Genomic DNA, 26,293 nt, shown 5'->3' on the forward strand with positions numbered 1-26,293 from the left:
GAGGCTTACTGCACCTGCTTTTCGATGTAGTCAGAGTTCATCAGGCGCAACACGGCCATGTATTGCAATCTGAACGAAATGAGATCGCCCACTTTGTAATTTCGTCGCGTTTTTCCAAGATCAAGAACCAGCATATCTGAACTTGCTTCTGCAATTACAAGATGCTTGTCTTCAGGCACAAGATACTCAGTTTGCACGTCAAGTAAACCGATATCCACAATGGCCCTGAAGTGGGTTTTGCCGATGTTCTCCTCCTCTACCTCAAAAGCATGGCCCGCTACATTCTGCCCCAGCTCGCCGATAGGCACCATGGGTTTTTCGGTGAGTTCTATTACTTCTGCGTAGAGTTTGAATACATCCGTTTTCATACCCTTGATAAATTTGTTGGTAAAGAGGTTATTCCCAAAAAACAGTACCTCACCCACCCGAAAATGGTTCACTGCCATGGGGCGCATATTCCTGAGCAGCAGCGGAACTGTTACAGAAGTACCACCTGATACCCAAGGAATTTTAACGTTAAATTTGGCTTCAATGAGCTGTTTGTAAAGGCTGAGTTGAATGAGTTTGTCTTGCGAGGGCATCACGCCGTGCAAACAATTCAGGTTGGTTCCAATACCGCTCACTTCAATATGGGGCAGATTGAACACCTCACCGTAAAAGTCAAGCAGCTCTTCGCCCAGTACTCCTTCACGAAGATCGCCCATTTCAATCATAATGATGATTTTGTGCGTCTTATTTTGCTTTTTGGCTTCAGCCGAAAGCATGCGGATGGTGTCTAGCTCTGAATTAAAACTCACGTCTGCAAAACGAACAATGCTTGGAATACTGCGGCGCGCAGGAGGCTTGATATAAACCGTTTGCACTTGCGGATTCAGCTTTTTGATGAGCTTGAGGTTACTTACACGCGAATCGTGTATTTCGCGGATTCCCAATTTCAGCAATTCCTGAATAAACAACTCATTACCACAGAGTATTTTGGAAACCACCCCCCAATCAATATTCCGCTTGTGGAAGAGACGTTGAAGGAATTCATAATTGTGTTTGAGCTTGTCTGTATAGAGTCTGATAAAGGCCATTATTCTGTTGGTTTTCTTGGTAAGTGATGAGGGAGTCTCGTAAGGAGCTCGTAGTTCAGTTGATTGGTGAGTTCACCGAAGGATGCAACGGTAATCTCCATATCTCCCTGGTATCCAATGAGCACTGCTTCATCACCCACTTCCGCGTCAGGAACTTCGGTGATGTCCACCAGCAACATGTTCATGTTCACGATGCCGACAACGCCCACCCTGCAGCCACGAATCAGCAAACGTCCCTGGTTACTCAATTCACGGGTGTAGCCATGAGAGTAGCCCACCGGAATCACAGCCGTTCGCATGTTTTCGCGTGCCTGGTAGCTTTGACCGTAGCCTATGAATTCGCCCGGCGATACGTCTTTAATGGCCATGACGTGGCTTTTCCATGAAATAACACGCTTTAAGGGGTCCTGTCGGTTTTTCCGTCCCATCACGTACTTCACGAAAATTTCGGCACTGGGCCAAAAACCATACTGCATGATACCCACCCTCACCATATCATAGCGGTTGCGCGGAAACATCATCATGGCGGCAGAACAGCAGGTGTGTTTGATATCGGGAATAAGTCCTTGGGATTTGAAAAAAATCAGCCCTTCGCGATAGCGTTTCATTTGACGTTGGATACGGAGATAGTTGGCGATGCTTTCGGCACCAGCGTAATGGGTACACAAACCCCGGAAATGAAGATGTTCCGAATGTTTTCTGAGCATATCGGCCACCCACTCCAGTTCTGATTTTTCAAAACCGGTGCGGTTCATTCCTGTTTCGAGTTCAATATGTATGCGGGCACAGCGGTTTTGATTTTGGGCAATTTCGATGGCCCGTTCCAAACGGTGTTTGTCGAATACAAAGAACTCGATGTCTTCGGATATGGCCCAATCCAAAGCTTCTCCGTCCACTTCACCCATAATCATGATATCGTGACGGCAAGAGCAGGCTTGGCGCACGCGCTCGGCTTCGCTGGCGCTGAACACCGAGAAATGATCTACGCCGGCTGCGCAAAGCATGGGCACAAAAGATTCAATGCCATGACCATAGGCATTACCCTTTACCACTGATGAAATACGCACATCGGGACCAACCCTTTTTCTCAAAAAACGCAGGTTGTTGAGCAGTGCCTTTTGGCTCAATTCGATATAGGATGGTTCAAACATGCAGTATATTTCTGATTATCTTGTAAAACACAGCGACTCCCGGTTCCAGTAAGTCATCGTTAAAGTCGTAGTGCGGATGGTGCAGCGACGGATGATTGTTCCCCGCTCCCAGGCAAAACATGGCGCCTCGATAGTGCTGGGTAAAATGCCCAAAATCCTCTCCCCACCTAAACGGCCGCGGAACTTCGTGGGTGTTAAGCCCCAATTGTTGGGCTGCTTTTGCAATGTGGGCCACAGCGTCCGGGTGATTGTATCCCGCCTCAAAAGATTCCGTCCACGAAATTTCTGTCTTCAATTCGTGCTTGTTGCCAATGTTCCGGGCGAGCTCTTCGGCGCGTTGTTCAAGTTCCCGCATCTTTTCGGCAGTATCTGAACGCAAGGTGAAATGACTTTCGCCGTAACCGGCAGAGGTTCCATAGGCTTTATCCCCCAGTAGCTGGTGCACCGGAGCTATCACCGTGAATGTGGCACTTTCGGAGTCACCTTCATTCCAGGTAATCAATTTCTGCAGCAGTTCTGCCATGGCGAGTGCGGGGTTTAGGCCTTTCTCCGGCTCGGCAGCGTGCGAGGTATGGCCGGTATATTTCACAATGAGGCTGTTCACCGCAGGATTGAATGCACCTTCGCGATAAACCACCTGATTGACGGGAAACCCCGGCAGGTTGTGCACGGCGAAAATCCAATCGGGATTCAGTTTCTTGAACACCTCATCATTGGCTACCCGACGGGCACCCTGCCCGGTTTCCTCAGCCGGCTGAAAAAGCAACACCACTTTACCTTTCTGGAGGGGATTATCGTGCAGCAGCGGGGCCAATCCGGCTACCATGCTCATATGTCCGTCGTGCCCGCATTTGTGAGCTACACCTTCATGCTGCGAAGCATGTGGCAAATCAATGGTCTCGGCAATGGGCAGTGCATCCAGTTCGCAGCGAATGACCACAGTAGGACCGGCTTGTGCTCCTTGATAGATGGCCATTAACCCATGGCCTCCAATGTTTTGATGGATTTCGTAAGGATGGTGGTTTTGCAGAAAAGCTGCAATGCGCCTGGCTGTTTCTTTCTCTTTTCCGGAGAGCTCGGGGTGGCGATGCAGCACTTCGCGACGAAGCTTTTTGAGTTCTTCTGTTGCTATGTTGAAAGGTATGGACATGTTATTTCTGGTAGCGCATTTCGAGGTATTTGTTGGTAAAGCCCATTTTGCGGTACAGGTGTACGGCCGGGTTTTCCGGCTCAACATGCAATGCAATATTTCCGGGGGAGGCATTGATGGCTCTCTTCATCAACTCCTTGCCCACTCCCTTTCCGCGCTGGCTTTGGTGCACAGCGATGAAAACCAGTATGTTTTCGGGGATGTATCCCGACATTCCGGTGTTGTTGACGACCACAGCACCCACAATCTCATTGTTTTCAACAGCCAGAAGCACACGTCCGCCACGGGCAGGATTGAATACGTAATCGAGGCATTTCATGATGTCTTGACTTTTATCGCCAAACTGGTCGAGGTGGGTAAACAGAAAATCGGCAATGCGACTGTTGTTGAATACCGGATGGGGTCCAACATGGCCGTGAATCAAGTGATATTGTAAACTCATGGTTTAAGAATTTTGGGATGAAATAATGAGCGATTTAAATTGTGGTATCCACTGCAAGCCAACAAAGACGGCAAGTGAAGCTGTTATGCCAAATAAATTGGCGTCGAGATATTGCGGCAGTTGATAACCACCCGGCAAATTGTTTTCGGCGGTAATGAGGTAAAGCGTAACTGACCCACCGGCCAGCATACTCCAGAAGGCTGCCGTTGGTCGCGCATTACGCCAAAAAAGGGCAGCGATTACTGGCACAAACATGCCGCTTACCATAAAGGCATAGGAATAGAGCATGAGCTCAAGTACATTGGTCATGCGCCAGGCCAGCCATACCGCGCCGGCACCAAGCACAAGCGTGATGGCTTGAGAGATATAGAGCCCGGACTTCGCAGTCACTCCTTTGCGAAGCCAACGACCCAATATGTCTGTTTGCAGATTTCCTGAAGCAGCCATCAAACAACTGTCGGCTGTAGATAGGATGGCTGAGAAATAGGCTGCAAGCATCAGTCCCATCAAACCCACGGGAAGGATGGTGCTCAGTAGCATGGGAAGGCCGGTTTCGGGATCAACGCCGGCAGCGGTGGCAAAACCAAGCGGGGAAAACAAACCCTGTTCAGCGGCCACGCGTGCCAGCAGCCCAAGCGCTACACCCATCAGGGCCATGACGGGCCACTCAAAAAAACCGGCTATGTACCAAGCCTTGCGCGCTGATTTTTCATCTCGGGAGGCGTAAATACGTTGATACAAAGTCATTCCAATAAACCAAATGGGAATAATGGTTACTGCCCAGTTCAGCAATTGCCAGGGCGAAATATTTGAAAAGGCCAGCATTTCACTGCCAATCACGGCTGTAATGGCTTCCATTCCGCCAACAGCAATATAAGCCATAGGAATGCCGATGAAAATCAAGCCGGCGAGCAGTAAAGCCCACTGAAATGTATCGGTGTAAATCACCGCTTTTAATCCGCCAAATGCCGTGTACACTACCGCTATAAAGCCCATAACGAGCAGTGCGGTATGCAGGGATATTTCAGGCACGGTAGCCGAAGCCAGTTTTGCACCAGCCAGCAGTTGTGAACTGGTAAACCCGAGATAGCCGATGGCCGAAATCACCGCTGCGAGCAAGGCCACCCGCTGGTTGAAAAAATGCCCCATCATTTGAGGGAAGGTAAGAAACTCCTTCTCGCGCCCCACGTGAATCACTTTAGGGATAAGCCATACAGCACTGAGCCAGGCTCCGAGCAAGCCGGTAAAAAGCATCCAGGACCCCGATAAACCCATCACAAAACCGAGCCCGCCCAGCCCGATAGAAAAGCCCCCACCTACATCGGTGGCAACCACCGAAAGGCCTATGTGCCACGGCCCCATATTCCGGCCACTTACGTAGTAATCGGATTCTGTTTTGTTTCGCCTGAGAAAGTAGTAGCCCACCGCCAGCATTCCAATCATGTAGAAAACAAAAATGCTGATGTCAATCCAGTGCATGGGGTGTACAGGAAACGTGAGCTCTCTTGGTTTTGAACTGCAAAGATACACATTTTTAACCACTTACCTAAACACGCTGCTAACCATTGGGCAATCAGAGTGCTCAGACGCATGCATGAAGGCAAGTATTTTTGTTCCTTCACGAAGTGAATTTTGCACCTAATAGAACGAACGCTCAGAACCGATGAACCACTATTTTGATACCGCTGCCTCGGGACTTGTACCCAAAAAATACCTGAAAGCACAACAACAGTTTATGAATGGCCTTTCTACCCAAGCGAGTGGCACGCTGCAAGGCTGGTATAGCGACAAAATGGATGAACTGCGCTACATGGCCGCTGAATTTCTGGGTGCCAACCACAACGAAATCGCGTTTCTGCCCAACTTCTCCTATGGTCTGTTTGCGCTGATTCAATCGCTGCCTGCAGACAGTAAAGTGCTGATGCTCCACGAGGACTATCCTTCGGTATTTGACCCTTTTAAACTTTCGGGTTTTGCGGTACACAGGCACAAAAGCGCCCAAAAGCTGCACTTCAGCGAAGAGGAAATCATGGTTGCACTGATGGATAAAAAGGCCAATATATTAGCTATCAGTCACGTGCAATGGCTTAGTGGTTATTGTGCGGATATCAATGGGCTTTGCGCTTTTTGCCGGGAGCGGGGTATTCTTACCATTGTTGACGCCACACAAAGCATGGGAGCCATTCCGCTTTCGCTGAATGAATCGGGTGCCGACGTGATTATGGCCAGCAACTACAAATGGATGAATGCCGGGTACGGTACAGGATTGATGGCAGCGCGCCGCGATTTTCTGGAGCGGTATCCACCCAAAATCCGGGGCAATCATAGCAGGATGCTGCAGGGTGAAAAGTGGACCGATAATGCTTCCATTTTGGGTTATGAGCCCGGGCACCTCAATGTTCCCGGTTTGATTTTGCTGGAATGCGCGTTGGAAGACCGGCTGGCCACAGGGGTAGCAAGCATTCAAGCTCACAACATGCGTTTAACCAAACAACTTATTGAAGGTTTGAACCAAGCTGACGACATCCTGATTGGGCCTGTAAACATGAACCGACGCAGCAGCATTATAGGTTTAAGGGGCGGTGCTGAATTGCACGAACAACTCACCCGTCAGGGATTTGTATTGTCGCTCCGACACGGAGTGGTAAGGCTCAGTTTGCACTACCACAACCACCCCGAAGAAGTGGATGCTTTGGTTTCCTTATTGAACAACTTTCCCAAGCAGACTCACTAGGTTTTACGCGTATGCCCCGGAATATTACGCAATATGATTCGGGTTCCTTTGTTTCGGGCCGATTCCTTGAAGTCGTACAAAAGTTCAAGTACGTCGTAATCAATGGATGCTGTTCTTGAGCCATCAACAATCACCTCACTATTTTCGGGTAATTCTTCAAGGGTCACAATCAGGTTGGCCTTGTTGAGGAATGAAACATGTTCGCTGAGCATGATTGTAATGCGCATCACACCGTCTTCTTCGGAACGTTCTTCATTGTAGAAGTGAGACACCTTATAGTTGGCCCTGAGGATGTAATACACTCCCACCGACATGCCTATCAGAATACCTATTAATAAATCGGTAAACAAGATGGCCACGATGGTTACTATAAACGGAACAAATTGCTCTCGGCCCACTTTATACTGTTCGCGGTAAAGCGACGGCTTGCTCAGCTTGTAACCCACAACGATGAGAATGGCCGCTAAAGAGGCCAGCGGAATTTGATTCAGAAAAGGCGCAAAAACCAATACGGCCATTAAGAGTAAAATACCATGATAAATAGCTGACATTTTGGTTTTGGCTCCGGCTTCCAGGTTGGCGGAACTCCTCACAATTACCGCTGTCATGGGTAAGCCACCAATAAGACCGCTTAAGGTGTTTCCAATTCCCTGAGCAAAGAGCTCGCGGTTCTGTGGGGTTTTTCTTTTCTCCGGGTCAATTTTATCAATGGCTTCAACACTGAGCAGTGTTTCCAGGCTTGCAATGATGGCAATAGTCATGGTAACCACATACAGGTTTGGGTCAAGAAATGCTCCGAAGTCGGGAAAAGTGATGAGCTCCCAACCCGATTCCATTTCCGATAATTTCGGGAGGCTCACCAGGCGATCACTTGAAATGGCATACTTCGGAGCTAACCATTTAAAGAGATAACTGACCATCAAACCACTGGCCACGGCCACCAGTCCGGAAGGAATCATCCGGGCAATTTTATTTCCCTTCATAAAAGGCTGATCCCAAAGCAACATAATTGCAAGCGCAAGAAATCCCACCACTGCACTTCCCAGGTGAACATGACCGAATGAGTCAATAAGAAAGCTGATGTTATTGCTTACATCCGCCTGAATAAAGTCCATTTCGCCAAAGGCATTAGTATCCACACCTATGAGATGAGGAATTTGTTTCATGATAAGAATAATACCAATGGCAGCAAGCATACCTTTAATCACAGAAGAAGGGAAATACAGTCCAACGATTCCTGCCTTAAGCGTGCCCATTACAATCTGCACCAGGCCTGCAAGCACCACCGCAAGCAAAAAGGCTTCGAAAGTGCCGAGCGTTTCAATGGCGTTAAGAACAATAACTGTAAGCCCGGCCGCCGGCCCACTCACGCTCAGGCTGGAACCGCTCAGAGCACCTACCAAAATGCCTCCGACAATACCGGCAATAATGCCCGACATTAACGGGGCGCCCGAAGCAAGGGCAATTCCCAAACAGAGTGGCAAAGCAACCAGAAACACCACAATACTCGCGGGTATATCTCTCTTGGAATAAGAAAGTAACTTAGAAAACGACGACATAAAAAATGTGATTTGAGAAATAAAAACCTAACACCGAATCCGTGTCTTGCATAAAGACATAAGGAAAGCCAATATGTGTTTACCGGGGTGGGCGGGTAAAAAGTAGGGTGTGGGTTGGTAGAAGCCTTGGTACGCTGTTATCCGCACAACTCCTCCCCGGGGCTAATTTCATGATATTAACGGCATCCGTCACTTTATACTCAGTGATCATTTCCTGTGATTCAGGATCTACATCTGCTTCAATAAATCCCAACATTGCCATGGGCAAATCACCAAAATCAGTGCATGGGGTGGTTCTCTCGTCAACATTGTTTTGCTGCCCAAACCCTCCCCCATGCAACAGCACGGGCATGACGCCAACCACCAGAAGAACGTGTAAAAACGCCCGTGAAACAAGTTTGGGAAAATTCTGCATAAGTATCGGCAAAGGTAAAAAACTGCCGCAAGGCTCTTATGTTAAAATATGCTGCGATCAGTAAGTGGCTCGAAAAGAAATAAGTACAAAGTAGTTGGAGCTGGAAGTTGAGCATCGGTGCTTCCGGAAGGTTTGCTTAACTTTGTACCGGTAAAATCTGCCTGCCATCAGCATGAAAAAACCGCGCAATACCATCGCAAAGAGAAAGATACTGGAACTGATCAACGAGTCGGCATCGGCCGTTTCGTCACAGGACATTCATGCTGGTGTGGGCACAGTTTGCGACAGAGCAACTGTTTATCGCGTACTGGGCCGGTTGGTTGACGAGGGAGAAGTACACAAAATAATTGATTTAGATGGTGTTGTACGTTATGCCGCCTGCGAGCAGTGCGACGATCATCACCACCACCACGACCACATTCATTTCAGTTGCGAAAAGTGTAATGCCTTAACCTGTCTGGAAGAAGTAGTACCTGAATTTACCCTGCCCAAAAACTATAAGGCGAACTCTGTAAATTTCACGGTTTCGGGGATTTGCGAGAAGTGCGCTTGATTTAATGTTCGCGGAAAAAGTCCAGAACAGACAAGTCAATGATGTGCACATCCTTGTAATAAAAGTGGATGATATCGGTGTGCGTATAACCTATTTCTGACATGCGCATGGCTCCCTCCTGACACATTCCCACCCCATGACCAAAGCCTCTTCCTCTGATGAGTACGTCCTGCTGGTCTTCCTCAATGCGGAAATAGGTGGATTTCAAATTCCAGTCTTTTCTGATTTCCTTCAGGTGAATTTCTGAATCACTGCTTGCGTAGTACACTTCACGCTGATCGGCACCATTAAAATCGAGTGATCCGTGTCCGCCCATCCGCCCCACTCCATGACGCGTGCGCATGTATTGCACCCATTTTTGGCGCGGTATCCGGGTTTCCCAACGTGCATGTTTCCCTTCCAGGCAAAAAGTATCGCGCACACTTTGCAGGTAAGGCACCGGCTTGCTCCAAACGTGCTCGGCCGGAATGGTCTGCCCTCCGCAGTTGCTGTGAAAAGCGGCCGTTACCAAATCTATATTGCTGTCAACCATCACCTGTCCTTTGGTGGCGCTCACAGCTTCAGGAATGAGCTCTGTAAATCGGCTGGTTCCATGATAGACCTGGCAATGCACCTGGTCGCAGAGATGAAAACCTTCGTCTTCATGCCGGCGAAGATTGTTGAGCGCATAGGTGCGACACACAATGCTCTGCAGTTTGTAGTATTCAATGTTCTGCTTGGAGCCTGATTCGGCTTCAACCACGCCACCTACATAGTGTTCCAGATATACCCTGTTGATGAGCTTCAGGTAACCGGCAGAAATCGTCACCACGAGGTTGTCGTTGTATTTGCCTTCGCGAACTGCCGGTTGAGTTGGCCTTATTCTAAACACATTGCCCCAGTTTTTCCGAACAAATACTACTTTGGCAAAACTTCCATAGTCGTTCTGAATGGACCGCACTCCTACCTTCCCTCCTGTTTCATACAACCGAATGCCGTCGTTGGGGTATACATCCGTCAATTTTTTTCCATCGCCAAACACTTCATAACTTCCGATGGAGGGGGCAACCACGGCCTGTTTTATTTTGTCGGTTCGGTAAATGCCTATATCCAACACCTCCGCGCTCAGCGAGATATGACACATGGCAAGCAAAAACAGCAGGAAGCGAATCATATGTTCAAAATTATTCCGCACCGGCGGTGCCTTCGCCCGATTCATTCAGAGTTTTCAACATCAGTTTTGCAGTAAGTTCTGAAGCACCCTCACCACCAAGCTTTTCGCGCAATACTTCGTAGGCTTCCCGCATTTCGTTCCGCACTTGTCCGTCTTCGCACAAGGCACGGAGTTGCTCGCTCACAGTGTCGGCGTTCATTTCGTGCTGAATCAGTTCTTTCACTACTTCGCGACCCATAATGAGGTTCACCAGCGAAATGTAGTTCACCTTTACCAAACGACGCGCAATGAGGTAAGACAACTGATTGCCCTTGTAGCACACCACCTGAGGCACTTTGAACAATGCCGTTTCGAGGGTGGCGGTGCCCGAGGTAACCAGGGCTGCGTGAGCTATTCGCAAAAGCGCATAGGTCTCGCCGTGTATCACCTGCACGTCCTGCCCTTTCAGCACCTCGTGGTAAAATTCGGGTTCCAGCGATGGTGCTCCGGCCACCACAAAGGTGTAGCCTGCAAAACTCCGGGTGGCACCAATCATAACGTTCAGCATGGTGCGTACCTCCTGCTTTCTGCTTCCGGGAAGCATCACCACCAACGGGGTGCTTACGGGTAAGCCGTGTTGCCGGCGCCAGGTAGTTTCATCAAAGAGTTCCCGATTGTATTGCCCGATGGCGTCTAGCAAGGGATGTCCCACAAAATCCACGTCCACATCAAAACGCTTGTAAAAATCCTTCTCAAAAGGAAGAATCACATACATCCGATCCACAAACTGCTTAAGCTTGTGCACCCGGTTTTGTTTCCAGGCCCATATTTGGGGAGAAATGTAATAAAGCACCTTGATGCCAAGCTGTTTGGCAAAAGGCCCGATGCGCATGTTAAAACCTGGGTAATCAATCAAAATGAGTGCATCGGGTTTGAATTGCGCGATGTCTTTTTTGCACTCATTTATGTTCCGCAGAATGGTTCTCAGGTTGGCAATCACCTCAATAAAACCCATAAAAGCGAGGTCGCGGTAGTGTTTCACCACCTGGGCACCGGCGGCTTCCATTTTGTCGCCTCCCCACGCCCTGAAAGTTGAACCGGGATGCTGCCGCTTCAATTCTCTAATGAGATTGGCACCGTGCAAATCACCCGAAGCCTCTCCGGCAATCACGTAAAATTTCAAAGCGCGGTTTGACGGGCTCATCCGGCGAATTTCAGGTAGAACACAACGGGAACGTACACAAAGGTGGCACCGAGTATGCCCCGTGCCGTTTTGAGGTGACCGTACTTGTTGAAAAGCAGGAAGGTAAGCAGGTTAAACACCAGACTCAAGGTAAGTACCGGCGCGTGCAGCTCGTTGAATTGCAGAATGATTTCGCGCCACAGATAGTCCAGTGAGCGCCGGTAGTAGGTGGTCCATAAAGCGGAAACCAACAGAAAGCCTATGACAGGCCCTACAAAGCCCAGCACCCAGCCCAGTACACCGTTATTTAGCTTTGGGGATTTCAAGTTTCCAGTCGTTTAATTCATCCAGGTAATCATGCGCTGTCATGTCGTACTGAACGGGAACAACGCTTACATAATTGTTTTCGAGGGCCCATACATCGGTGTCATCACCATCGTCGTGGTTGCGAAATTCGCCTGTCATCCAGAAGTAATCATCCCCATGTGGGTCGGTGCGGCGCTCAAAAGCATCGTCCCAAAAGGCATGGGCCTGCCGGCAAACACGAATGCCTTTCAGCTCTTCAAAAGGCACATTGGGGATATTCACATTCAAACAGGTATGGCTTTTTATGCCTTGACGGAGCGCATGGGCTACCACCTCGGCCACCACTTTTTTACTGGCCTCAAAGTTGGCATCGCGCGAGTGATCGAGCAGTGAAAAGCCGATGGCGGGAATATCCTCCACCGCGCCTTCAACTGCCGCAGACATGGTACCTGAGTAGATCACGTTGATAGAATTGTTGGCTCCGTGATTAATACCCGAAACGATCAAATCGGGGCGCTGCTTCATGATGTGGTAAATGGCAATCTTCACGCAATCAACAGGAGTTCCTGTACAAGCATAGGCCTCCACGCCGTACATCGAGTCCATTTTCTGCAATCGCAAAATCCGCCCCACGGTAATGGCATGCCCCATACCGCTTTGGGGTTTATCGGGCGCCACCACCACCACTTTGCCGAAATTCTTCATTACCTCTATTAGCGATAAAATTCCGCGGGCGTAGATGCCGTCATCGTTGGTTACCAGAATGGTGGGCTGTGGTTTATCCATTTTTTGCAGATTTGCCGCAAAGCTACGAATATCGGGCACAACCGGCGAGCTGAAACACTGCGCGGGGCCATGTCGGGAAAGCTTGTTAGTTTTGCCGAAAATCCCAACGAAAGTCATGGAAAAAAGACTGCTCGAATGCGTGCCGAATATCAGCGAAGGGCGCGATGCGCAAAAAATAAAAGCTGTAACTGACGTAATTGAAACCGTTGAAGGTGTGCAACTTCTGGATGTAGATCCCGGGGCAAGCACCAATCGCACGGTGATTACCTTTGTGGGAGAGCCCGAGGCGGTGATTGAAGCCGCATTCAGAGTTATCAAGAAGGCTTCGGAAGTCATTGACATGTCGAAGCACAAAGGCGAACACCCGCGCTTTGGTGCCACCGATGTTTGTCCGCTGATTCCCATTTCGGGCATTACCATGGAAGAAACGGCAGAGCTGGCCCACAAGTTGGGTGAACGCGTAGGCAAAGAACTTGGCATCCCTGGCTACTACTACGAAAATGCAGCGACGCAACCCAAAAGAAAAAACCTCGCGTACTGCCGTCAGGGTGAATACGAAGGACTGGACAAACTCTCACAACCCGAATGGAAACCCGACTTCGGTCCGGCAGCGTTCAATGCTTCAGTTAAAAAGACCGGTGCCGTGGCAATCAGCGCACGCGACTTTCTGGTGGCTTACAACATCAACCTCAATACCACCTCTACCCGCAGAGCCAATGCCATTGCCTTTGACATACGCGAAGCTGGAAGAATCAAGCGAGAAGGTGACCCGCTCACCGGCAAAGTGGTAACCGACGAAAATGGTGAGCCAGTGCGTGAACCAGGAAAACTCAAAGCCGTAAAAGGAATCGGATGGTACATTGATGAATACGGCATTGCCCAGCTTTCGCTCAACCTAACCAATATTTCCATCACTTCTGTACATGAGGCCTTTGAAGCCGCTTGCGAAAGTGCACAGGAGCGGGGTATTCGAGTAACAGGCAGTGAAATTGTGGGGCTTATACCCTTGAAAGCCATGCTCGATGCTGCCGATTACTTCCTGAAAAAGCAGGAGCGCTCGCTGGGAATTGACGAAAAGGAAAAAATCAAAATTGCTGTAAAATCGCTTGGATTGGACGATTTGGCCCCGTTCCATCCCGGGGAAAAAATCATCGAATATGTGATTGCCAGGAACGAGCCGCAACGACCGCTTGTAAACATGACCCTCACCGGGTTTGCCAACGAAACGGCGTCAGAATCCATGGCGCCCGGAGGAGGTTCGGTGGCGGCTTACGTTGGAGCCATAGGAGTTGCTCTGGGCACGATGGTGGCCAACCTTAGCAGCCATAAGCGCGGTTGGGATGAAAAATGGGAGCAGTTCTCGGAATGGGCCGAAAAAGGCCAGTGCTTTAAGGATGAGTTGCTTTATCTGGTGGATGAAGACACCAACAGCTTCAATGGAATCATGGAGGCCTTCCGCATGCCCAAGGACAGTGAGGAAGAAAAGAAAGCCCGTCTGGAAGCCATTGACAAGGCCACCCGCTACGCCATTGAAATTCCTTTCAGGGTGATGAAAGTAGCCTTTGCATCCATGGAAGTAATGGAAGAAATGGCCAAAAACGGAAACCCCAACTCAGTAACCGATGCCGCTGTAGGCGCGCTCTGTGCCCGAACGGCCGTGATGGGAGCCTGGCTCAACGTGAAGGTGAATACTTTGGATTACAATGACAAAGCCTTTGTTGACCAAACCCTCAACGAGGCCGAAAGCCTTGTTCAGAAGGCACAGGAACTGGAAAAAGCCATTATTGACATCGCACATTCAAAACTTTAACGCCGGCTAACAACATTGGGCCCGCGCTTTGCGTACATTTCGTAGCAATTCAATTGCGAAATGGCTGCGCGCATTACATACCGAAACAGGCTGGCGAGGGTACTTTACTTCTTTCCCTTTCAGTTGCTGTGGCTTCAGCTTAAAAAAAATCACTTACTGCTTTTCTTTTGGTTGATACTTTTCGGCATTGCCACCAAAAACGTAGCGGTTAAGTTTGGCGTGCCCGACCTCATGCTTTACCCTGAATACCTTGGAGAGAGTGGCCCTACGGCGTTTTTTATCCTCGGGTTTTCGCTAGGTGGGTTCATCATGGCCTTCAACATTTACACCTACATTCTGCACGCCTTTCGCTTTCCTTTTCTGGCAACCATATCGCGGCCTTTTGCCAAGTTCTGCATCAACAATTTCATCATTCCATTTCTGTTTGTGGCAGTTTATATGCGCTACAGTATAGACTATCAAATGCGCAATGAGTTTCTGGGTGGCTGGGAAATCACTATGAACATGGCAGCCTTTCTGGTGGGGCAAAGCTTTTTCATCATCATTGCCCTTTTCTATTTTTTCGGAACCAACAAAGACATCTACAAGCTCACCGGAAAAACCGAAGAGGAACTGCTCGCCATGCGCAAAAAGAAGATTCGCGAAAAACCTTCTGTTAGAAGCAAAAGCAAATGGTACCTCACGCGAAGCTTTAAGCGAGAGTGGCGGGTTGACACCTATCTCCGAACGCCCTTTTCCGTTTCATTGGCCCGCCCCAGCTACCATTACGACAAGGAAACCATACGTTCGGTTTTTGCCCAAAATCACATCAACGCTACCTTCTTTGAACTGGTGGTGATTGCTTCATTTCTTATCATCGGGTCTTTCAGAGAAAACGAAATATTCGTTATACCGGCTATGGCCACTACTTTTTTGATGTTCACCATGTTTTTGATGCTGCTCAGCATTTTTATTTCATGGTTAAGGAGTTGGACCTTTACCATCCTGATTGTAGTTTTTCTGTTGGTGAATTACTCCTCTACCCGCTACGAATGGGCGCGCATCGAAAACCATGCCTACGGACTTAACTACGAGGTGGAGCCCGTTCCGTACAATCGCACTGTAATTGATTCACTTCGTAATGATGCTGCCAACCTTCAGAACGACATCAATCACACCATTGAATTACTGAATAATTGGCGACTTCGGAATATGGCCGGAACGACAGCACGAAACCGTAAACCCAAGCTTGTGCTTCTTAATACCAGTGGTGGTGGTTCGCGGGCAGCGATGTGGACCTACAGGGTGATGCAGTATCACGACAGTCTGCTCAATGGAGCGCTCATGCAACGGGCTGCGGTTATTACAGGTTCTTCGGGAGGAATGATAGGTGCGGCTTATGCGAGGCAATTGTACATGGACTATACAGAACAGGAAGAGCCCTATTACATGCACACCCAACACATGCGTGAAATAGGAAGTGACGTACTCAACCCTATCTTGTTTTCGCTTGCTACCAACGATTTTTTTATTCGCTATCAGCAGTTTGAATTGGAAGAAGGTCTGATTTACACCAAAGACCGCTCAACATCCTTCGAAAGGCAATTGAATCAGAATACAGGTGGACGTCTCAATAAAAAGCTACGCGATTATCGCGATGCTGAATTCAGGGGAGAAATTCCGATGATGATTTTTTCGCCTACCATCATTGACGACAGTCGCAGGCTGATGATTGGCGCGCAGCCACTCTCCTACCTGGTTCAGAACAAGCCGTTTGGCAAGATGAACCACAAGCCCATCACTGAGAATGTGGAATTCGGCCGCTTGTTCGCCGAACAGGGGGCAGACAACATTGGCTTTTTGTCGGTGCTGCGGATGAACGCCACTTTTCCTTACGTGATGCCAAGTGTTAGCATGCCGTCGGAACCCAAGATTCAGGTGATGGATGCCGGGTTGCGCGATAACTTCGGGTTGCGAAATACACTGCAGTTTATGGCTGCCTTCAGAAACTGGATCAGCACCAATACCAGCGGGGTAGTCATTGTGCACATCCGCGACAAAGAAAAAGACTTTGAAACCGAGCAACAGAGCGACCTTTCTATCATTCAAAGCCTGATTAACCCCCTGGGAAGCGTGTACGGCAACTTTACCAAGGTGCAGGATTACACGCATGACCAGATGCTTCAGTACACCAGCCTGTATTTTGACCACCCGGTAGATGTGGTAAGCTTTGAGCTTTTTTATGACACCGAGCAACCCATCAGCCTCAGTTGGCACCTTACCTCTCTCGAAAAGAAAAACATCAAACGATCTGTACACCATCCAAAGAACGCGGAATCCACAAAGCGATTGCGCGCATTGCTCGCTCAGTAATACAACCTTGCATAGCGCTTTTTTGAGTAATCTTGTGGCATGAAGCGAAGCCTGATTCTATTGCTTGCCTTGCTGGGTTTTCAGTTTTTGCAAGCGCAATCCGAAACCCAACTGACCGAAGAATCGGTGATCAGTTTGCTTACCTGTGGCCCTGGTGATGAATTGTATTCAACATTCGGGCACAGTGCCATTCGGGTAAAGGATCCGGCCTATGGCGACATCGTATTCAACTACGGAACCTTCTCGTTTGATCAACCCAATTTCTACCTCCGCTTTGCGCGTGGCCGGTTGCTTTACAGACTGTCCGTTGAGCCCTATAGCCATTTCCGCGAGTACTACGTGTACACCAACCGCTTTATCATTGAGCAGGAACTCAACCTGACTCTGGAACAACGACAACATTTGTACGAATTACTGGAAGAAAACTACCGTCCCGAAAACCGCGAGTACCCTTATCACTTCTTCTACGATAACTGCTCTACACGCATTCGCGACATTCTCGAAAAAGCCCTCGACAACAAGATTAATTTCAACTATCCAGAGGATGCAGGACAAAAAAGCTTCAGAATGATGACCGACGAGTACCTCATTCCGGGCAAGCAGTATTGGGGCGATTATGGTATTGACCTTTGTTTGGGGCTTCCTACCGACAATATTGCCACGCCTTACCAGGAGATGTTTCTTCCCGATTACCTGATGGAACATTTTGAGCGCGCTGAAATCGTGACCGAAGCCGGAAAAGTTCCTTTGGTCAGCAACACCCGCGAAGTGTTTATGACAGCGGCCCAGTTTGAAGGACCTTTTATTACGCCCGCCCGACTGAACTGGGCGCTTTTTGTGCTGGTGATGCTCTTTACCATTTTGCGCAAAACACCACTACGCTTTGGTGCCTTTGACTACGTGCTCTTTGGAATGATTGGTTTGCTGGGCGTGTCGCTCGCTCTTCTTTGGATTGCCACCGACCACACCGATGCCCGTTACAACATGAATCTCCTTTGGGCGCTTCCCACACACTTGCTGCTACTTCCGTTTTTCGGTAAAAAGCCACGCTTCAGAAAGGTATATTTTGGTGTTACAGCGATGATTGGGTTGCTGTTGCTGGTGATGTGGCCCGTGCTTCCGCAGGATTTACACTACGCCTGTGTACCGCTGGTGCTGTTGCTGTCGCTCAGAAGCTATTACCTTTACCGCGCACAACCCAAAATTTCCTGAAATGGCCAAGCGCAGCAAGGGAGGCATGGTGTATTCCACCAACCCCGATTACGAGTACCAAGACGAGCACGACGATGATGTTGAAACTCCCCCTCCCGGCGAGCAGGACTTGCGCGTACACCTAGATAGAAAGCAGCGCGGCGGAAAAGTAGTTACGCTGATTCGAGGATTTGTGGGTGCTGAGAACGATTTGCAAGCCCTGGGCAAAATGCTCAAAAGCAAATGCGGTGTGGGAGGAAATACTAAAGACGGTGAAATACTGATTCAGGGCGATGTGCGTGACAAGGTCATGAAAATACTCACCGACGCCGAGTATCGCGCTAAAAAAGCAGGAGGTTAGGATGTTACCCCAGAAATTTGATATCGTGGCCACTACCCTTCCGGGACTTGAGCCATTGCTACGCAGAGAGTTGCTGCACGAAGGTTTGTTTATTGCCCGTGAAGGGGTGCGCTCCTTTACCGTGATTGGCAACAAGGAAATCCTGTACCGTCTGAACCTGAAAAGCCGATTTGCGCTGCGGTTTCTGGTACCGGTATTGTCATTCCGGGCCACGCATCCTGATGAGCTGTACAAAAAAGTACGTCGCTTTGAGTGGGAGAAATTTTTCGGAACCGACGACACCTTTGCCATTGACTCGGTGGTTAACAGTGATATTTTCAGAAACAGCCGCTTTATTACCTATCGTTGCAAGGACGGTATTGTGGATCGTTTTGCACGCGATTTTGGCAAGCGCCCCGATGTGGACACTGAAAACCCTGTTTGTCGCATCCACCTTCACATTCGCGATGAGTTTGTAAACATCAGTCTGGACAGCAGCGGAAGCTCTTTGCACCTGCGCGGCTATCGCGAACAAAGTCACCCGGCTCCACTTAATGAGGTGCTTGCTGCCGGACTGGTAGCCATGAGCGGGTACACGGGACATGTGCCACTTGTTGACGGAATGTGTGGCTCCGGAACGCTGGCCATCGAAGCGGCCATGATGGCCTCTCAAACTGCACCCGGCCTGGTTCGGAAGAACTACGGTTTCATGTCGTGGTCAGACTTTGATCAGAAATTGTATTCGGGGATTCTCGGTGATTTGAAAAATGCGGTTGCCCCACCCACCCACCCCATCAAAGCCATCGATCGCAACGGCGCTTTCGTGAGAATGGCCCAGCAACACGCTGCCACTGCCGGAGTAGCAGATTTCATTCAATTCGAACGCAATGATTTTCTGCGCTTTGAACCCGAATTACCCGAAGGCATCCTTCTTCTGAATCCACCCTATGGTAACCGTCTGGACGACGACACCGAAGAGCTGTACGCCGCCATCGGCGCACGACTCAAACACCATTACGCCGGTTGGAAAGCGTGGATTATCAGCGCTAATCCTGAGGCCATGCACCAAATCGGCCTCAAACCTATGAAGAAGCACAAGCTCAAAAACGGCGCGTTGGACTGTGAGTACCGGGGTTATGAGTTGTTTGCCGGCAAACGGGCCGACAAAGTGCGCTCAAACGCCCAATAGCTCCAGGGCAGTATCGAATACCATGCACTGGTCTTCATTGAATGCATACAGGCCGTTTTCCTCCTGAAAATCTGATTTGTATAAATTTAGCTCCACCACGGGGTTGGCTTTGAGCGCAATAAGGCTGTTGCGTAGCGAGGGCATGGCATGTTCACCTCGTGGGTGATGGGGCGTAAAGGTGATGGGAAGCACGCGTTTGTTCATCCACTCACCCGATGATTTGAGCCATTCCATTCCATTTTTCAGCACCGCCGGAATGTTGTGCAGGTATTCAGGGGTGCAGATGATGATGGCGTCTGCGTGGTTGCAGCCCTTTCGCCAGTTGACTACATGCTCGCTGAGAGGCCGCTCTTCGAGCGAAGGCTGGTATAGTGGCAGTTTTGTGAGGCAATCGTCCAAATGCCATTCACAGTACTTCTTGTAGTGATGAGCCAGGCTTTCTAGCAGTTTCCGGTTGCTGCTTGGCACTCCCGCCGAACCCGATATGGCGTAGATTTTTTTAATGGGCATATGATGTTGTAAATCTACTTTGAATCAAGATATGAAGCGATCTCTGGAAACCAATTAGTACCGCAACAACTTTTCGAGCGTTTCCTTCAGTCGCTGGGAGGCAAGAAACTGCTGCTCAAGCACGGGCGCAAACGGAACCGGGGTATCGAGACTCGCACAGCGCAGCACAGGGGCGTCGAGCGATTCGAAGCAGTGCTCTGTAATGCGCGCCACCAGTTCTCCACCAATGCCACCCGTGAGATTGTCTTCGTGCAATACCAGCACACGACCGGTTTTGCGCGCCGCTTCGTACACCGCACCCCAATCAAGCGGTGCAAGGGTTCTCAAATCCAACAACTCAACCGACATATCCTTGTGTTGGTCCATCCAGCCCAAGGCCCAATGCACGCCCATACCGTAAGTGATAATGGTGAGGTCGGTTCCGCTGCTGAGTAGCGTGGCCTTTCCAAAAGGAAGGGTGTAATAATCGTCGGGGATTTCCTGCTTGATGCTACGGTAAAGTGCCTTATGTTCAAAGAACACCACCGGGTTTGGGTCTTCGAAGGCGGTGGCAAGTAAGCCTTTGGCATCATAGGGAAAAGCAGGATAGGCTATTTTCAATCCGGCCACGTGAAAGAACCACGCTTCGTTGCTTTGCGAGTGAAAAGGACCGGCTGCAACACCTGCCCCGGTTGGCATGCGCACCACCACGTCGGCGTTTTGCCCCCAGCGGTAGTGAAGCTTGGCCATGTTGTTGCAAATCTGTGTGATGCCTTCGCTCACAAAATCGGCAAACTGCATTTCTACCATGGCTTTCATACCTTTAATAGACAGACCGATACCCGCACCCAGGATTGCCGACTCACACAAGGGCGTATTGCGCACGCGGTGATTACCGAATTGCGCTACAAAACCTTCGGTCACTTTAAACACGCCACCGTACTCGGCAATGTCCTGCCCCATCAAAACGAGCGAGTCATGGCGCTCCATGCTTTGCCGCAAACCATCCGAAACCGCGTCAATCAGTCGTTTTTCGGTTTTGGCGTCGGATGCGGGCGCCGTTTCGGTGTAGCTAAAAGGCGCGAACACATCGCTGTTCTCCTTTTCGAGTGAGGGCGTGATTTCTTCGTATGCATAGGCCTGTTGAAGGCCATCTTCAATCTGCTGTTTGATTTCGGCCCGGGTGGCGGCAATTTCGTCTTCACTCAACAAACCAAGACCCACAAGGTACTGCTCGTAGTTCACCACCGGATCTTTTACTGCCCAGGCATCCTGAATGCCTTCAGGGTAGTACTTGGTACCCGAAGCCTCTTCGTGTCCGCGCATACGAAAGGTCATGCACTCAACGATAAACGGACGTGGATTGCTGCGAATATCATCAGCCACGCTGCCGATTTTCTGCACCACATCCAGGATGTTGTTTCCTGCCACCTGCACGGCTTCTACACCGTAACCTAGGGCTTTGTCGATGAACTGCTTGCAGCGGAATTGCTCGTTGGATGGCGTGCTCAGTCCGTAGCCGTTGTTTTCTATCAGGAAAATGACCGGCAACTGCCATACGGCTGCCGTGTTGAGTGCTTCGTGAAAATCGCCTTCGCTGGCGCCGCCGTCGCCCGTAACCACCAGTGTAGCCCTGCCTTCGTTACGTAATTTGGAGGCCAGCGCAATACCGTCGGCCACACCTAACTGCGGACCGAGGTGCGAAATCATGCCGACCAGCAGGTGCTCTTTGCTTCCGAAGTGAAAGGAACGGTCGCGACCGCTGGTAAAACCTTCCGCTTTACCCTGAAACTGTGCAAATAGCCTGTGCAACGGAACATTGCGGGTGGTGAACATACCCAGGTTTCGGTGCATGGGGAGGATGTACTCATCGGACAACATCACGGATGCCGCACCTACCGAGATGGCTTCTTGCCCCATTCCGCTGAACCACTTGGAAATTTTACCCTGACGAAGCAAAATCAACATTTTTTCTTCAATCATTCTGGGGAGTAATATCTGGCGGTAGAGGTCGCGTAAGTGCTGGTCGCTCAGGTTTCCGCGATCAAAAGTGAGTTGCCGTTCTTCGATGTTGAGCATGCAAAATTGTTTCAGGCAAAAGTAGCTGTTTTAGTGCGCACAAATACTGTGAATTTCAGTAATCCAATCCTTGGATATCTTGGTTACGCCTCCCGATTGGCTATATTTGGCACCTCTCGCAAACCCGAAAAAACAACAACATGAGTAAGGTACCATCCGATTTAGAAATCGCACAAAGTGCAAAGCTTCAACACATTTCAAAAATTGCCTCAAAACTCGGCATTGACGAACAAAACATCGAAATGTACGGCCATTACAAAGCCAAGCTGCCCTTGAGCCTGATTGATGAAAACAAACTGAAAAACAACAACCTGATTCTGGTTACAGCACTCACCCCCACCCCTGCCGGTGAGGGAAAAACCACGGTTTCCATCGGTCTTACCGAAGGCTTGAATAATATTGGCAAGCAGGCCACGGTGGTGTTGCGCGAACCTTCGCTCGGTCCGGTTTTCGGAATCAAGGGCGGTGCTGCCGGTGGCGGTTACTCGCAGGTGGTTCCTATGGAAGATATCAACCTGCATTTTACCGGTGATTTTTCAGCGATAGAGAAAGCCAACAACCTGCTTTCTGCATTGATTGACAACAACATTCAATCAAAAACCCGCAGCCTCAATATTGACCCACGCTCGGTACTTTGGAAACGCGTAATGGATATGAACGACCGCGCGCTACGCCAGATTGTGATTGGCCTGGGCGGAACCGGAAATGGCATTCCGCGCGAAGACGGCTTTAACATTACCCCCGCCAGCGAAATCATGGCTATCCTTTGTATGGCGCAGGGAATTGAAGATTTGAAAGAAAAAATCGGCAATATTTTTATTGGCTTCACCTACGACCGCGAACCGGTGTACGCTCGCGACCTGAATGCCCAGGGTGCAATGGCCATGATTCTGAAAGACGCTGTAAAACCCAACCTGGTGCAGACGCTCGAAGGCAATCCGGCTATCATTCACGGCGGACCATTTGCCAATATTGCCCAAGGCACCAACACCATTATGGCCACCAAAATGGGGCTCAGCCTGAGCGAATACGTTGTGACCGAAGCCGGTTTTGGTGCAGACCTCGGTGCAGAGAAATTCCTCGATATCAAATGTGCCTCGTCGGGATTAAAGCCCAAAGCGGTTGCGGTGGTGGCTACCATTCGCGCGCTGCGCCACCACGGCGGTGCCACTTCCGAGGAGTACAATACGCCGAACCTCGAGCGCGTGAAAAACGGTTTTAGTAACCTGGAAAAACACCTGGAGAACATTCGAAAATTCCAATTGGTTCCTGTGGTGGCCATCAACAGCTTCTACAGCGACTCGGAAGAGGAAGTACAGTTTGTGATTGAGCGCTGCGCTGAGATGGGTGTAAAAGCTGTAAAGTCTGAAGGATGGGCCAAGGGCGGTGAAGGCACCAGTAATCTTGCCCGCGCGGTGGTTGAGGCGGTTGAATCAGGTAAAAGCAACTTCAAGCCCTTGTACGACTGGAAACTTCCGGTGAAGGAAAAAATTGAAACCATTGCCCGCGAGATATACGGTGCAGATGGCGTGGATTACAGCAAAGAAGCAATGATTGGACTGCGACGCATTGATAAACTGGGTATTGAGCACCTGCCTGTGTGCATGGCCAAAACGCAGAAGTCGCTTTCTGACAACGAAAAACTGCACGGACGCCCCACCGGTTTTCGCATTACGGTGCGTGATTTTGAGTTTGCAACCGGTGCCGGATTTGTTATTCCGATTATCGGAAACATGATGCGTATGCCCGGCCTGCCCGCTGTACCCGCAAGCGAGGGCATGGACATTGACAGTGAAGGCCGCATCACAGGACTCTCGTGAAAAGGAGTGCCCGCTACGAAGGGCGGCTGCATCGAGCCGGAGAGCCCGAAAAAGCAGTACACGACGCGCTGGTTATTGAGCACCCCTTGCAAATCATCATCAATGGCGAGGCGCTGAGCATTACGATGCAAACACCTGGCGATGAGGTTGATTTGGTGCGCGGCTTGTTGTACAGCGAAGACATTTACCGCAATTCCAACGAACCCGACATTCAACTTATTCAAGGTAAAAACGAGCTGATTGACCGGGTTGAACTCATCATGGACCAATCACTTATGGGCGATGGCTACCGCAATTCGCGGCAACTGCTTTCGGTAGCTTCGTGCGGTATTTGCGGGCGAACGGAATTTATTGGAAGAAAGGGTTCACTGGAAAATGAAGCGGCCCTTTCTCCGGATGCCATTCACCAACTGTTTACCACGATGCGCAGCGGTCAAACCCTTTTCAGCGAAACCGGCGGCTGCCATGGTGCGGCCGTTTTTAACCGGCAAGGCCAGTTGCTGGTGGTTCGCGAGGACATTGGCCGACACAACGCGGTGGACAAAGCCATTGGGGCCCTGTTGCGCAGCGACCAACTTAAACAGGGCGCGATCATGCTGGTGAGTGGCCGGGTGAGTTACGAGATTGTTTCGAAGTGTTTTATGGCCGGCATTCCTCAACTGGCAGCGGTTTCTGCTCCTTCTAGTTTAGCAGTGGATTTTTCAAAAGAATTGGGTGTGGAGTTGCTGGCGTTTTGCAGGGATGGACGGGTGACGAGGTATGCTTGATAATTCAATACCTCAACATCTCCCCCAGCCCTTTCTTCATTTCATCGAGTTCCGAATCAGAAATCTTGCCGATACATTTCGTCAACCGGTCTTTTGAAACGCTGCGAATATGGAAAACCAGAACTTCTGAGGTTTTTTTCAACCCGTTTGCCTTATTGGACTTAAGCACTACATTGCCTTTGTAGTTTTTTACACTGGTTGTCAATGGACAAACAATCACCACTTTCAAACACTTGATCATCAGGTCACCGCTTAAAATCACTACCGGACGATGGCCCGCCTGTTCACTTCCCTTTACAGGGTTGAGTGAACAATACCAGATTTCGCCCTGCCTCATTTGGGTTGATCGGCGTTTTCGAGCTGACGGAAGTAATCTTCCATTCCCTCTTCGGCAATTTTCATTACATCCTCATCCTGAGCAGCGCGCTTGTAGGATTGGATATACTCCGCACGTGTAAGCTGATCGAGGTAGATGCGCAATGCTTTCTCGATTAAAGCATTTTTGGGCACAGAAAGCTTTTGCGCGTGCTCTGCGAGCAATTGGAGCAAATCATCTGGAAGTGAAGTGGTAAAGGTTGACATGATGCTTGTATATTTATGATTCAAAAATACGAATAAGAAATGTATTTCGCAAGTCTGATCCAAAATCAAAAAATTAGAAAGGTTGTACCAGAAACTGAACCAAAACTGGCGCGCGTTTGCAAATCGTGCCTCATACTGATCACATTATATGACCTATAGAATGATGTCTTAACTTAGAAAAAACATCAGCATAATTTCTACTCAATGTAATTTCTTTTCGCATCTGCGCCCCAGCCTGTCCGGCCAGGCAGGTTTGTGAAAATCATTCAAATTCCTTCAAAAAATGTAACTTCTAACCTTCACCCCAAATTATGCAAGAGAAGGAGCGCTTAGCTCCAAACTACCTGCCAGCCGGCAGGCGGGCCTGCACGCCGGCAGGCGGGCCTGCCCGCCATAAATACTTCAACTGGAGGCAGGCGGGCCTGCACGCCGGCAGGCGGGCCTGCCCGCCGGCAGGCGGGGAGAATCACTTTTTCAGTGCAGCGAAGCAATCCGTAAACGTATGTTTCTGTTTGTCGAATATGCAATTGGCCTTGCCAATGCATATTTTGGGTTTAAAAAAGTTACGAATCCGTAATGAAACCCGCTGCGCGCACAACTATCGCTGTCTCGTCCCTATTTTCTTTGCTTTACCGGTGAGCTTTGCGATAACGACCAGAGTACCGAGCAACATATTTTCAACAAATAGCGGCATACCACCTATGCGTTGTTCATCGCGGTATTTCCACATGATATAACCGAGTTCAGGCAAAAGCGAAAGGTCTTTCTGGCTACCGTTTTTGCTGATGGTTACCATGGCCATCTCGGTGATAAACCTTTGAAAATCGAGCGCGGGTTCCAATGTGATTCGGGTTTCAAGGGGCTCTACTTTACTGGCATTGTAAAAGGTGTGCACTGCACCCGGCGGAACCACGAATGACTCCCCGGGGCCGAGTATGACATCCTTGTGTCCTTTCATGCGCCCCACCATTGTTCCCGAGACTACATAGAAGGTTTCCTGTTGCTTTGTGTGAACATGAAAACCGGGGCCGGTGGTGTTGGGCGCCCAAACACTTTTGAAAGTTACGGATGGTGCTTTGTTGTCGGGGTCTCCGTAAAACACAAATACTTCTCCGTCTTTCTCGAGATTGAGAACGATTTCTTTGGAATTTACATCTGTTGGCATGGCTGTATGTTTATGGTTCAAT

The 26,293-nt window shown here is 49.5% G+C and carries 26 protein-coding genes; 9 read left to right on the top strand and 17 right to left on the bottom strand.

The genetic code is table 11. The annotated features are described in order from the left end of the window. Positions 1-5: 5 nt before the first annotated feature. The 5 genes from EA392_07435 to EA392_07455 are packed head-to-tail and all read right to left on the bottom strand — an operon-like array spanning position 6 to position 5,298. The gene (locus EA392_07435; GenBank protein TVR39164.1) at positions 6-1,076 is read right to left on the bottom strand and encodes an alanine/ornithine racemase family PLP-dependent enzyme; all 1,071 of its coding nucleotides are present in this window, start codon (positions 1,074-1,076) and stop codon (positions 6-8) included. Further along, the gene (alr, locus tag EA392_07440) at positions 1,076-2,227 is read right to left on the bottom strand and encodes an alanine racemase (GenBank protein ID TVR39165.1); all 1,152 of its coding nucleotides are present in this window, start codon (positions 2,225-2,227) and stop codon (positions 1,076-1,078) included. Before alr ends, EA392_07435 begins: the two co-directional genes overlap by 1 nt. After that, complete coding sequence (locus EA392_07445; protein TVR39166.1) at positions 2,220-3,491, bottom strand: amidohydrolase; 1,272 nt, start codon at positions 3,489-3,491, stop codon at positions 2,220-2,222. The genes alr and EA392_07445 overlap by 8 nt, the downstream gene beginning before the upstream one ends. Then, the gene (locus EA392_07450) at positions 3,379-3,819 is read right to left on the bottom strand and encodes an N-acetyltransferase (protein ID TVR39167.1); all 441 of its coding nucleotides are present in this window, start codon (positions 3,817-3,819) and stop codon (positions 3,379-3,381) included. The genes EA392_07445 and EA392_07450 overlap by 113 nt, the downstream gene beginning before the upstream one ends. A gap of 3 nt (positions 3,820-3,822) precedes the next feature. Beyond that, positions 3,823-5,298: a sodium:solute symporter family protein gene (locus EA392_07455; protein TVR39168.1), complete on the bottom strand. Its 1,476-nt coding sequence runs from the start codon at positions 5,296-5,298 to the stop codon at positions 3,823-3,825. 184 nt (positions 5,299-5,482) lie between these two features. Between EA392_07455 and EA392_07460 the strand changes: the two genes are divergently transcribed. Further along, positions 5,483-6,553, top strand: coding sequence for an aminotransferase class V-fold PLP-dependent enzyme (locus tag EA392_07460; protein ID TVR39169.1), 1,071 nt, complete (start codon positions 5,483-5,485; stop codon positions 6,551-6,553). Here the strand turns inward: EA392_07460 and EA392_07465 are convergent. Together EA392_07465 and EA392_07470 are read right to left on the bottom strand one after the other, a co-directional pair. Next, positions 6,550-8,112: a SulP family inorganic anion transporter gene (locus EA392_07465; GenBank protein TVR39170.1), complete on the bottom strand. Its 1,563-nt coding sequence runs from the start codon at positions 8,110-8,112 to the stop codon at positions 6,550-6,552. The genes EA392_07460 and EA392_07465 overlap by 4 nt on opposite strands. 79 nt (positions 8,113-8,191) lie before the next feature. Next, complete coding sequence (locus tag EA392_07470) at positions 8,192-8,527, bottom strand: hypothetical protein (GenBank protein ID TVR39171.1); 336 nt, start codon at positions 8,525-8,527, stop codon at positions 8,192-8,194. Between the two features lie 172 nt (positions 8,528-8,699). Between EA392_07470 and EA392_07475 the strand changes: the two genes are divergently transcribed. Continuing rightward, positions 8,700-9,080, top strand: a complete 381-nt coding sequence (locus EA392_07475; protein ID TVR39172.1) for a Fur family transcriptional regulator — start codon at positions 8,700-8,702, stop codon at positions 9,078-9,080. A 1-nt stretch (position 9,081) separates the two neighbouring features. Here EA392_07475 and EA392_07480 read toward each other — a convergent pair whose 3' ends face one another. The 4 genes from EA392_07480 to surE are packed head-to-tail and all read right to left on the bottom strand — an operon-like array spanning position 9,082 to position 12,487. Continuing rightward, entirely contained in the window at positions 9,082-10,278 is a 1,197-nt protein-coding gene (locus EA392_07480) for a SpoIID/LytB domain-containing protein (protein TVR39173.1), read from the bottom strand. After that, complete coding sequence (locus tag EA392_07485) at positions 10,244-11,395, bottom strand: lipid-A-disaccharide synthase (GenBank protein TVR39200.1); 1,152 nt, start codon at positions 11,393-11,395, stop codon at positions 10,244-10,246. The genes EA392_07480 and EA392_07485 overlap by 35 nt, the downstream gene beginning before the upstream one ends. A 17-nt stretch (positions 11,396-11,412) precedes the next feature. Continuing rightward, positions 11,413-11,646 (bottom strand): hypothetical protein, encoded by a 234-nt coding sequence (locus EA392_07490; GenBank protein TVR39174.1) that lies wholly within the window; start codon positions 11,644-11,646, stop codon positions 11,413-11,415. Positions 11,647-11,698: 52 nt separating this feature from the next. Then, positions 11,699-12,487, bottom strand: a complete 789-nt coding sequence (gene surE / locus EA392_07495) for a 5'/3'-nucleotidase SurE (GenBank protein ID TVR39201.1) — start codon at positions 12,485-12,487, stop codon at positions 11,699-11,701. Between the two features lie 115 nt (positions 12,488-12,602). Between surE and ftcD the strand changes: the two genes are divergently transcribed. The 5 genes from ftcD to EA392_07520 are packed head-to-tail and all read left to right on the top strand — an operon-like array spanning position 12,603 to position 19,369. Further along, positions 12,603-14,297 (top strand): glutamate formimidoyltransferase, encoded by a 1,695-nt coding sequence (ftcD, locus tag EA392_07500; GenBank protein TVR39175.1) that lies wholly within the window; start codon positions 12,603-12,605, stop codon positions 14,295-14,297. Between the two features lie 60 nt (positions 14,298-14,357). After that, positions 14,358-16,649, top strand: a complete 2,292-nt coding sequence (locus EA392_07505; protein ID TVR39176.1) for a hypothetical protein — start codon at positions 14,358-14,360, stop codon at positions 16,647-16,649. 39 nt (positions 16,650-16,688) lie between these two features. Beyond that, the gene (locus EA392_07510) at positions 16,689-17,861 is read left to right on the top strand and encodes a DUF4105 domain-containing protein (protein ID TVR39177.1); all 1,173 of its coding nucleotides are present in this window, start codon (positions 16,689-16,691) and stop codon (positions 17,859-17,861) included. A gap of 1 nt (position 17,862) precedes the next feature. Beyond that, positions 17,863-18,201: a translation initiation factor gene (locus EA392_07515; GenBank protein TVR39178.1), complete on the top strand. Its 339-nt coding sequence runs from the start codon at positions 17,863-17,865 to the stop codon at positions 18,199-18,201. A 1-nt stretch (position 18,202) separates the two neighbouring features. After that, positions 18,203-19,369, top strand: coding sequence for an RNA methyltransferase (locus EA392_07520; protein TVR39179.1), 1,167 nt, complete (start codon positions 18,203-18,205; stop codon positions 19,367-19,369). Here the strand turns inward: EA392_07520 and EA392_07525 are convergent. Next, complete coding sequence (locus tag EA392_07525) at positions 19,355-19,879, bottom strand: NAD(P)H-dependent oxidoreductase (protein ID TVR39180.1); 525 nt, start codon at positions 19,877-19,879, stop codon at positions 19,355-19,357. The two genes, EA392_07520 and EA392_07525, sit on opposite strands and share 15 nt — an antisense overlap. Positions 19,880-19,933: 54 nt before the next feature. Then, complete coding sequence (locus tag EA392_07530) at positions 19,934-21,937, bottom strand: dehydrogenase (protein TVR39181.1); 2,004 nt, start codon at positions 21,935-21,937, stop codon at positions 19,934-19,936. 140 nt (positions 21,938-22,077) lie between these two features. On the opposite strand from EA392_07530, the gene EA392_07535 reads away from it, so the two are divergent. After that, entirely contained in the window at positions 22,078-23,757 is a 1,680-nt protein-coding gene (locus EA392_07535) for a formate--tetrahydrofolate ligase (GenBank protein TVR39182.1), read from the top strand. After that, positions 23,754-24,524, top strand: a complete 771-nt coding sequence (fdhD, locus tag EA392_07540; GenBank protein ID TVR39183.1) for a formate dehydrogenase accessory sulfurtransferase FdhD — start codon at positions 23,754-23,756, stop codon at positions 24,522-24,524. The genes EA392_07535 and fdhD overlap by 4 nt, the downstream gene beginning before the upstream one ends. Before the next feature lie 4 nt (positions 24,525-24,528). Here fdhD and EA392_07545 read toward each other — a convergent pair whose 3' ends face one another. From EA392_07545 to EA392_07560, 4 genes are all read right to left on the bottom strand, one after another. Next, on the bottom strand, positions 24,529-24,861 hold the full coding sequence (locus EA392_07545) for a type II toxin-antitoxin system PemK/MazF family toxin (protein TVR39184.1): 333 nt from the start codon (positions 24,859-24,861) through the stop codon (positions 24,529-24,531). Next, positions 24,858-25,106 carry a CopG family transcriptional regulator gene (locus tag EA392_07550; GenBank protein ID TVR39185.1) on the bottom strand — a complete coding sequence of 83 codons (249 nt, stop codon included), beginning with the start codon at positions 25,104-25,106 and terminating at the stop codon, positions 24,858-24,860. Before EA392_07550 ends, EA392_07545 begins: the two co-directional genes overlap by 4 nt. Before the next feature lie 329 nt (positions 25,107-25,435). Further along, on the bottom strand, positions 25,436-25,651 hold the full coding sequence (locus EA392_07555; protein TVR39186.1) for a hypothetical protein: 216 nt from the start codon (positions 25,649-25,651) through the stop codon (positions 25,436-25,438). Between the two features lie 53 nt (positions 25,652-25,704). Continuing rightward, on the bottom strand, positions 25,705-26,271 hold the full coding sequence (locus EA392_07560) for a cupin domain-containing protein (protein ID TVR39202.1): 567 nt from the start codon (positions 26,269-26,271) through the stop codon (positions 25,705-25,707). Between the last annotated feature and the right edge of the window lie 22 nt (positions 26,272-26,293).

It is taken from the genome of Cryomorphaceae bacterium, assembly GCA_007695365.1.
Lineage (GTDB): Bacteria > Bacteroidota > Bacteroidia > Flavobacteriales_D > SKUL01 > SKUL01.

Coding starts and splice junctions, on each gene's coding strand:
- EA392_07445 (TVR39166.1), bottom strand. CDS start 3,491: ATGCCTCCCCCGGAAATATTGCATTGCATGTTGAGCCGGAAAACCCGG.
- alr (TVR39165.1), bottom strand. CDS start 2,227: ATGTTTGAACCATCCTATATCGAATTGAGCCAAAAGGCACTGCTCAAC.
- EA392_07505 (TVR39176.1), top strand. CDS start 14,358: ATGGCTGCGCGCATTACATACCGAAACAGGCTGGCGAGGGTACTTTAC.
- EA392_07460 (TVR39169.1), top strand. CDS start 5,483: ATGAACCACTATTTTGATACCGCTGCCTCGGGACTTGTACCCAAAAAA.
- EA392_07525 (TVR39180.1), bottom strand. CDS start 19,879: ATGCCCATTAAAAAAATCTACGCCATATCGGGTTCGGCGGGAGTGCCA.
- EA392_07520 (TVR39179.1), top strand. CDS start 18,203: ATGTTACCCCAGAAATTTGATATCGTGGCCACTACCCTTCCGGGACTT.
- EA392_07555 (TVR39186.1), bottom strand. CDS start 25,651: ATGCATTGGCAAGGCCAATTGCATATTCGACAAACAGAAACATACGTT.
- EA392_07465 (TVR39170.1), bottom strand. CDS start 8,112: ATGTCGTCGTTTTCTAAGTTACTTTCTTATTCCAAGAGAGATATACCC.
- EA392_07515 (TVR39178.1), top strand. CDS start 17,863: ATGGCCAAGCGCAGCAAGGGAGGCATGGTGTATTCCACCAACCCCGAT.
- EA392_07560 (TVR39202.1), bottom strand. CDS start 26,271: ATGCCAACAGATGTAAATTCCAAAGAAATCGTTCTCAATCTCGAGAAA.
- ftcD (TVR39175.1), top strand. CDS start 12,603: ATGGAAAAAAGACTGCTCGAATGCGTGCCGAATATCAGCGAAGGGCGC.
- EA392_07535 (TVR39182.1), top strand. CDS start 22,078: ATGAGTAAGGTACCATCCGATTTAGAAATCGCACAAAGTGCAAAGCTT.
- EA392_07475 (TVR39172.1), top strand. CDS start 8,700: ATGAAAAAACCGCGCAATACCATCGCAAAGAGAAAGATACTGGAACTG.
- EA392_07455 (TVR39168.1), bottom strand. CDS start 5,298: ATGCACTGGATTGACATCAGCATTTTTGTTTTCTACATGATTGGAATG.
- EA392_07530 (TVR39181.1), bottom strand. CDS start 21,937: ATGCTCAACATCGAAGAACGGCAACTCACTTTTGATCGCGGAAACCTG.
- surE (TVR39201.1), bottom strand. CDS start 12,487: ATGGATAAACCACAGCCCACCATTCTGGTAACCAACGATGACGGCATC.
- EA392_07450 (TVR39167.1), bottom strand. CDS start 3,819: ATGAGTTTACAATATCACTTGATTCACGGCCATGTTGGACCCCATCCG.
- EA392_07435 (TVR39164.1), bottom strand. CDS start 1,076: ATGGCCTTTATCAGACTCTATACAGACAAGCTCAAACACAATTATGAA.
- EA392_07510 (TVR39177.1), top strand. CDS start 16,689: ATGAAGCGAAGCCTGATTCTATTGCTTGCCTTGCTGGGTTTTCAGTTT.
- EA392_07470 (TVR39171.1), bottom strand. CDS start 8,527: ATGCAGAATTTTCCCAAACTTGTTTCACGGGCGTTTTTACACGTTCTT.
- EA392_07545 (TVR39184.1), bottom strand. CDS start 24,861: ATGAGGCAGGGCGAAATCTGGTATTGTTCACTCAACCCTGTAAAGGGA.
- EA392_07550 (TVR39185.1), bottom strand. CDS start 25,106: ATGTCAACCTTTACCACTTCACTTCCAGATGATTTGCTCCAATTGCTC.
- EA392_07480 (TVR39173.1), bottom strand. CDS start 10,278: ATGAATCGGGCGAAGGCACCGCCGGTGCGGAATAATTTTGAACATATG.